Here is a 6690-nt window from a genome sequence, read left to right on the forward strand (position 1 = left end):
CGCAGAGAGCTTATTTCTTCCTATTCTCTTATCTCTATTCTCTTATCTCTACTCTCATATCTCTAATCTTTTAAAATATTCTCTATTAGTAAAAATATAAATCAAAATACGAAAACATCTTAATGCATCATAGTATTTATTTTACAGATGTACTCTGCAGCATTTTTACCTGTCTGTATACCTTCTATAGTAGTATCATCAGCATAACCATAACTATGTACTGCATTTCCGCAAGCAAATATTTCTCTTCTATTTGTACTCATCTTATCATCTACTATTGGCGCACCATTTGTATACATATCAACATTAATATTTTTAAGAAGATCAGTTTCTGGCATCAGGTCAACTGTAACAAGCACACAATCGCATTCTATTTCATTAGAATACATATCATCCTGTGAGTTCACACCTGATACTTTTATCTTTTCAATTCTCTCTTTTCCAATAAGATCAGTAATAGCAGATGATGTAATCACTGGTATATTAAATGTATCTATGATGCTTTTTATCTCTCTGCTCTTACATATCACTTCATCCTCTTCCTCAACAATCGCTTTAATACGCGCGCCCTCAACAATAAGTCTTCTTGCTATAATAAGTGCTATCTCATTGCTACCTACTATTACTATATCTTTACCTGGAAGATATCCATGAATATTTACAAACTGTTGTGCAGTACCTATAGCATACACTCCTGTTATTTTACTATTTATTATATTAACTCTCCCAGTATACTTTTCTCTGCTTCCAGTTGCTATTATAATTGCCTTGCCTTTAACCTTCTGCATGCCATCATCAGGATTTACAAATGTAACAACATTTTCGTGGTTAATTCTAAGCACCATAGTGCTTAAACGACATTCTACATTAAGTGCTTTTAAATCAGTCTTTAAATAGTCTACATATTCCGGGCCTGTAATTTTAGTTCCAAGAACTTTCTTGCCAAAGCCATTGTGAATACATAAATTCACTGTTCCTCCAAGTCTCTCTTCACGCTCCAGGATTAAAATATCTTTAACACCATTTTGTTTGGCCCCCATAGCTGCAGACATTCCTGCAACACCACCACCTATTATTATTAACTCATACTCTTTCAAAACTTAATGCATTAAAGGCTGTTTTTTAACTACTTCCACCTTAATGCTCCCTCCTCATAACATAATATAGTAACTAATGTTCATTAGTTATTTCTTTATAACTGCCGTGAGACTTAAATGCTTTACTCCAAGAATCAGTAAATTCATTACTAGCCCATTCTGCCATAACCATACTCTCTCCATCTTTTAACATTATAGTCTGCAATGGCTCCCTATCAAGTTCTCCATTTTTTATTTCATAAACTAAAAGTTTATTTGATGTCATTACTATTGCAATTCTTGAAGTAGGTGATGTTACCGCATCAAGTGCATTTGGAACCCTATCTTTTATTACAGACCATCCAATACATAACCTATCATACATTAAAAATTTTTTAGTTGGCAAAAGATTAAGATCAAAATCATGATAAGTCTTGCCATCACTTATTCTAGCTTCTAGAGCCCAGTAACCATTCTTTCTCACCATTGCAAAACTTTCCGGATCAGATTTATATACTTTTTTATCACGGGTATTAATTACTTTAACAGAGTCTTCATATGATTTTAACGCATTCTTTCCTAGAATATCAATAGATATACCTGTACTTAAATTAGGATTATCTAATGGAAGTGTCTTCAACTGCTCATAATCTCCTGCAAAAGAATATCCCTCATAATATTGTGCAGAAAAATAATCATTACTTACAAATAAAATATCCATGTACCTCTGCTTCATATCTCTCTTCATATTAGGCATACTATCAGCAATGGTACCACTGTTATCATTGTGAACATTTTTCTCAGATTGTTCTTTTGAACCATTTACAATATTAGTACAAACTATTTCTTCACGTGAATTACCCTCTATCGTATGATTTTGATTAACTGATAATACAGTAAAACCTTTTAATCTAGGAACAAATAAATCTTCTTTTTCAAGAACTGGATTAAGTTTGTTATCATTAAATGAAATCCACAATGTTCTATAATCCTGCTTAAGCTCATTTGTTGAATCATCCTTATATCTACTTCCTTTAAGTCCAATAAATACACCTGTAGAACTATTATATGAATTAGAACTAGAATACTGATTAACATTTGCTTTCTGCTGATTATTATCACTCTTAATTTCTGGAAGCTTGTAATTCATATCACTTATCTTTACTACTTTATACAATACACCATGGTGATATATATATGCATTCATGTTATCACTGGCAATAACTTCGCAGAACATAGTATTATTCTGATATACAGAAATTATATTTATAACACTTTTATCTTTAATATTTAGGCTATTAAAATCAATGTCATAATTATATAAAAGATAATGATTAGAGTAATCCTTCTTTAACTTCTTTAATTTTGTCTTTGGATCCATCAGCGTATTAGTGCCTATAGTTGCCATACTATCACAGAAACTTATAGATATATTCATAAGTTCACTTTTGTCCATATTACCACATGCATTTTTATCAAGTATCTGCACATCTGTTACTTTCCATACTCCATTAATATACTGACCATCTAACTTAGGATGTAACACAAAATCACCACTGGAATTAATATTTATTTTGCTGCATGATATAACATTAAAACAAAGACTTAATAGAAAAACTAATGCTAAAACTTTTTTAATCCTGTTCATCTACAACTTCATTCCTATCTGTAATCATTGGTATTTTAACAGTGATTTTTGTACCCTTGCCCAATTCACTTTCAATATCAAATGTTCCATTATGCAGCTTAATAATTTCATCACATATTGAAAGTCCAATACCATTCTGTGATTTTGAATTTTTACCTTTATAGAATTTTTCTTTAACACGTGGTAGTTCCTCTTTACTTATTCCACAGCCGTTATCCTCAACAGTCATAACAAGATTACTACTATCTGTTATAACATTTAGAAACACAAATCCACCACTCTTATTAAACTTAATAGCATTATCTACAAGGTTAAGAAGTATCTGTTTTATTCTGTCTGGATCCATATATACTTCTGGAATATTAGGTTGACAGAAAACCTGAAAATCAACATTTTCTCTTTTTGCTCTAGGAGTAAGGTAATTCTTAATATAATTAACGTTATCTTCTATACTTTCAAATCTCTTTTTAAGTTTCATATTACCAGAAGTAAGTCTTGAGAAATCAAGTAGTTCCTCAACCATATTAGTAAGTCTGTCCGTTTCCTTTTCTATAATGTCAAATCCCATTGATAAAGTCTGCTTATCTGTCTCACTACTATTCAATGTAATTATCCATCCTTTTATTGCAGTAAGTGGAGTTCTTAATTCATGAGACACAGATGAAATAAATTCATTTTTAAGCTTTTCCCTTTTTACAATTTCATCAGCCATAAAGTTAAATGTATCTGACAGCTTTCCCAGTTCATCATGAACAGTAAGTTCACTTCTGACATCTAGTTCACCTTCAGCATATTTCTCTGCAACATTTGTAAGACTCTTAATAGGATCGACAATTGTGCCTGCTAGGAAATAGCTTATTATTGCACCAACTATAATAACTATAGTTCCTATAGCAACGAATAAAATAGTTATAGATTTAATGGTACTATTAACCTCTGATAATGAAGTAATATACCTAAGTACTCCTACTACCTTTTCACCATCTTTTAATGGATATGAAACAGCAAGCACTTCATCCTTATAGTACTTCTCTCTCCCTATCCAGCTTGAAGAATTTCCTTTAAGTGCTTCTTTAACATCGAGAGGCTCCTTTACTTCTTGTTTATCTATAACAGCAATAGAATCCATAAGCAAATTTCCATTTACATCAAAAATCTCTACCTGTGCATTTGTTGTGTTCCAAAACGCATCAACATTACTTGATACATTTTCTTCAAGGCTTCTATAAGAATAATATTTGCTATACAACTCAGAAGATATTTTTAACTGATTTAAAAGAATTGCTTCAGTATTATTTCGATAATGATTTCTCAGTAAAACCATAAATAAAATCTGAAGCATAACAACAATAATAATTATGATAGTAATAAAACTAAGAACTACCTTGTTCTTCAAACTCTTCATTGTTTAACCTGCTTCCACCTATAACCAGTCCCCCAAACAGTCTCAATATACATAGGTTCTGAAGATTTATCTTCTATCTTTGCCCTAAGCCTTCTGATATTTACATCAACAATTTTAGAATCGCCAAAGAAGTCAATTCCCCATACAAGATTTAAAAGTTCATCTCTACTAAAAGCCTTTCCAGGGTTTTCAAGGAATATCTTCATAAGCATAAACTCTTTAGGTGTAAGATCTATCTCAGATTTATTTTTATATAAAGTCTTTGAATATAAATCAAGCTTGAATGGCTGTATCTCAATAGTATTCTCATTCTTTTCTTCTTTATCTCCTTGTATTCGTCTAAGAAGAGCTTTTACCCTCAATGTTACTTCGATAGGATTGAATGGCTTCACAATATAATCATCTGCACCATATTCAAGTCCCATTATTTTGTCCATATCCTGACCTTTAGCTGTAAGCATAATTATACCAATCTTATTAAACTTTTTTCTTAATTCATTACATACCTGATATCCATCAATTCCTGGAAGCATCACATCAAGAATTGCTACATCCGGTTTCTCAAGTAATGCCTTTCTTATACCTTCTTCTCCTGTACCTGCTTCTATAACCTGAAAATTACTTCTTTCAAAATTTATTTTTAAAAATCCTCGTATACTTATTTCATCTTCAACTAAAAGTATCTTTTCCACTTTAGAATTTACCCCCTACTTCGTTATCATACACACTCCTTTATTATATCATTGTATTAATCTTTATCCTATAGTTCTAAATTCATATCCTTCTTTTTTTAAATAATCAATTATACTTGGTAATGCTTCAACAGTTGACTGTTTACCCTGAGTATCATGCATAAGAACAACAATTGCTTCCTTATTTCCAAGTGTATTTTTAAAGAAGTCAAATAATTGCGCACTATTTCTTTTCTCACGCTTTGCATCTCCATTTTCTACATTCCAGTCTATTGAATAGTACTGCTTTTCTTCAAATACCTTATCCAATTTATCTGTTCCCTTCCAAGACATATGTCCACCTGGCATTCTCACTACATTAGTATGAAAGTCTTGTCCAAGAATCTCTTTTAATTTATTATTAGTTTTATCTACATCTTCCATAAATGCTTTTGCATCTACATGTCCACCTGGATATAGCTTATGATAATCGTGACTGAATGTGTGGTTTCCTATAGCATGTCCTTCTGCAATTTCTCTTTTTATAACATCGGCGTCTTTGCTTGATGTTAACTCCTGACCCATTATAAAGAAAGTGGCTTTTACCTCTTTCTCTTTTAGTATATCTAGTATCTTAGTTGTATTAGCTACTGATGGACCATCATCGAATGTAAGATAAGCAACCTTTTTTCCATCATTCTTACCTGTATTAATTATCTTTTGAACTTTTGCTGGATCATCAGCAAATGATTGTCCTACTTGTGAATAATTTTTGCCCTTTATAGGAAGAGTCTTGTTCTTCTCCTTTTCCTCTTTTTCTTTCTTTTCTTTTTCTTGCTTGTCTTTATTTTCTTTGATACTCTGCTCATTAGTTTTAGCAGAAGCCTGTTTTATGTCTTTATTAGCTTTAATATTAAACATTGCTTTAAAGATAACTGTACCTAATATAATTAATGTTATCGTAAATAGTAATGTAAGCATTCTTCTTTTTTTAATTCTATCTGCAAATATTTTATCTTTTTTCATAGTTCCTCCATATACATAAAAAAACATTATTATATATATTAATTTTACTCAATATTACAATCTTATTATATACTTTATATTTAAAATTTTTATTACAATTCAATAAACTTATATTTCAAATTGGTTACATATTTTTATTCTTATTTTTCAAAATATCATTATATTATTAAAAATATCGCCAATTACATTATGGATTTTTTTGATTATTCAAATCCTTAAATGAGTTTTTTATATAAAAAAAACTGATTTAAGGATTTCATGAAAAAATCTTTAAATCAGTTTTCTTTAAAAATGGCTCCGCGAAGAGGACTCGAACCTCCAACCTATCGGTTAACAGCCGAGTGCTCCACCATTGAGCTATCGCGGAACATTATCTTCTCTTTATAAAGAGAAAACCTGGCTACCACTTACTCTCCCACACGGTCTCCCATGCAGTACCATCAGCTGTAATTGGCTTAACCATCCTGTTCGGAATGGGAAGGGGTGTAACCCAAAAACACATCATAACCAGATATAAGTTTTGTCAAAATCTACGATTTTGCCAACAAAACTTTACTCCTCAGCTTTGCTGAGAGAGTATCCTTTATCTACTCCAAATCTCCGATTTGGCTTAGCGGAAGTTACTCATTCGAACTCAGTGAGAAGGAGTTTCCTTTTCTTCTTTGTTCATAACTTCTATTACTCAAAGAACAAAATGTTCTTTCAAAATTGCATACAAGTTCTATTACATTTTCAATTTGGTCAAGCCCTCGATCTATTAGTATCAGTCAGCTAAATATGTTACCACACTTACACCTCTGACCTATCAACCTTGTGTTCTTCAAGGGATCTTACTAGCTTACGCTATGGGAAATCTAATCTTGA

At 31.3% G+C, this 6690-nt stretch carries 5 protein-coding genes, 1 tRNA gene and 2 rRNA genes; all 8 read right to left on the bottom strand.

The window, feature by feature from the left end:
- Positions 1 to 119: 119 nt before the first annotated feature.
- Complete coding sequence (locus tag FYJ33_RS05950; protein ID WP_154530832.1) at positions 120 to 1097, bottom strand: NAD(P)/FAD-dependent oxidoreductase; 978 nt, start codon at positions 1095 to 1097, stop codon at positions 120 to 122.
- A 73-nt stretch (positions 1098 to 1170) separates the two neighbouring features.
- Positions 1171 to 2724: a hypothetical protein gene (locus tag FYJ33_RS05955; protein ID WP_154530833.1), complete on the bottom strand. Its 1554-nt coding sequence runs from the start codon at positions 2722 to 2724 to the stop codon at positions 1171 to 1173.
- A complete protein-coding gene (locus FYJ33_RS05960) occupies positions 2711 to 4129 on the bottom strand; it encodes a HAMP domain-containing sensor histidine kinase (RefSeq protein WP_154530834.1) in 1419 nt (472 codons plus the stop codon). Before FYJ33_RS05960 ends, FYJ33_RS05955 begins: the two co-directional genes overlap by 14 nt.
- The gene (locus FYJ33_RS05965) at positions 4126 to 4821 is read right to left on the bottom strand and encodes a response regulator transcription factor (RefSeq protein ID WP_277643744.1); all 696 of its coding nucleotides are present in this window, start codon (positions 4819 to 4821) and stop codon (positions 4126 to 4128) included. The genes FYJ33_RS05960 and FYJ33_RS05965 overlap by 4 nt, the downstream gene beginning before the upstream one ends.
- Positions 4822 to 4884: 63 nt before the next feature.
- On the bottom strand, positions 4885 to 5826 hold the full coding sequence (locus FYJ33_RS05970; RefSeq protein ID WP_206046626.1) for a polysaccharide deacetylase family protein: 942 nt from the start codon (positions 5824 to 5826) through the stop codon (positions 4885 to 4887).
- Positions 5827 to 6118: 292 nt separating this feature from the next.
- Positions 6119 to 6193: transfer RNA gene (locus FYJ33_RS05975), tRNA-Asn, on the bottom strand.
- Between the two features lie 27 nt (positions 6194 to 6220).
- A 5S ribosomal RNA gene (gene rrf, locus FYJ33_RS05980) occupies positions 6221 to 6338 on the bottom strand.
- Positions 6339 to 6563: 225 nt separating this feature from the next.
- Positions 6564 to 6690: ribosomal RNA gene (locus tag FYJ33_RS05985) — 23S ribosomal RNA — on the bottom strand; the annotation flags it as partial.

The sequence above is a fragment of the Inconstantimicrobium porci genome (genome assembly GCF_009696465.1).
Lineage (GTDB): Bacteria > Bacillota > Clostridia > Clostridiales > Clostridiaceae > Inconstantimicrobium > Inconstantimicrobium porci.